The 1,298-nt window shown below is 78.0% G+C and carries 1 pseudogene; it reads left to right on the plus strand.

The annotated features are described in order from the left end of the window. Window positions 1–289: 289 nt before the first annotated feature. A pseudogene (locus E4P41_RS21720) lies at window positions 290–1,298 on the plus strand (primosome assembly protein PriA); the annotation flags it as partial.

The following is a 1,298-nucleotide window of genomic DNA, read 5'->3' on the forward strand; positions in this document are numbered from 1 at the left end:
CTCCACGAGACAGCCGACGAGAGCTACGGTTCGACACGACATCCTCCTGGTTGGGGTTGGGACACCAAGCCCGTTCACCCCACCAGGGGGATGTCCTGGGTCTTCAACCGCTCAGGGAGTTACTACGACAGCGGTGGCGCGGCCGGTTCCTGTCGGGCCCGGCGACGACACTGGCGGGCGCTTCCTCCGCCCGCGTCGAACGGAGACCCCGCTGACCTCGGCCCCGACCCAGCGTCCCCTCGAACCCGCCCGGCCCACCCCTGCCGATCCGGGCGCCCACACGCCCCGGGTGGCCCGGGTCGTCGTCGACGTGCCCCTGGCGCACCTGGACCGGCCGTTCGACTACGCCGTTCCGGAGGCGATGGCCGAGGAGGTCCGCGCCGGCTGCCGCGTGCGGGTGCGCTTCGCCGGCCAGCTGGTCGACGGGTTCGTGATCGAGCTCGGCGCGAGCAGCGAGCACGGCGGCAAGCTCTCGCCACTGGCCAAGTTGGTCTCCCCGGAGCCGGTGCTGACCCCCGAGGTCGTCACGCTGGCCCGCGCGGTGGCCGAGCGCTGGGGGGGCACGGTCCCCGACGTGCTGCGGCTGGCCGTCCCGCCCCGCCGGGCCGCGGCCGAGAAGCGGCCGCCCGCGGAGCCGCCCCCGCTGCCTCCGCCGCCGGACCCGGCCGGCTTCGCCCGGTACCCGACCGGGCCCGCGCTGCTGACCGCGGTCGCCGAGGGCCGGCCCCCGCGCGCCGTGTGGACCGCGCTGCCCGGCGAGGACTGGCCGGCCCGGCTGGTCGAGCTCTGCCAGGCCGCGCTCGCCGGCGGCCGCGGCGCCCTGGTGGTCGCCCCCGACGGCCGCGACCTCGACCGGCTGGCTGCCGCCGCGGAAGCGCGACTGCCCACGGGGTCGGTCGTCGTCCTGCGCGCCGACGCCGCCCCGGATGCGCGGTACCGGCGTTTCCTGGACGCCGTCCGCGGCAGTGCGACGGTGGTGCTCGGCACCCGCGCGGCGGTCTTCGCGCCGGTCGCCGACCTCGGGCTGGTCGCCATCTGGGACGACGGCGACGACCTGCACGCCGAGCCGCGCGCGCCCTACGCCCACGCCCGTGACGTCCTCGTGCACCGGGCGCACCTCGCCTCCTGCGCGGCCGTCGTCGCCGCCACCGCCCGGACCGCCGAGGCGCAGCTGCTCGTGGAGAGCGGCTGGGCCCGCGAGCTGGTCGCCGACCGCGCCACGCTTCGCGCGGCCGCCCCGCGGGTGCAGGCCGTGGGCGCCGACGCCGAGCTGGCGCGCGACCCCGCCGCCCGAGATC

Source organism: Geodermatophilus sp. DF01-2 (genome assembly GCF_004571065.1).
Taxonomy (GTDB): Bacteria; Actinomycetota; Actinomycetes; order Mycobacteriales; family Geodermatophilaceae; genus Geodermatophilus.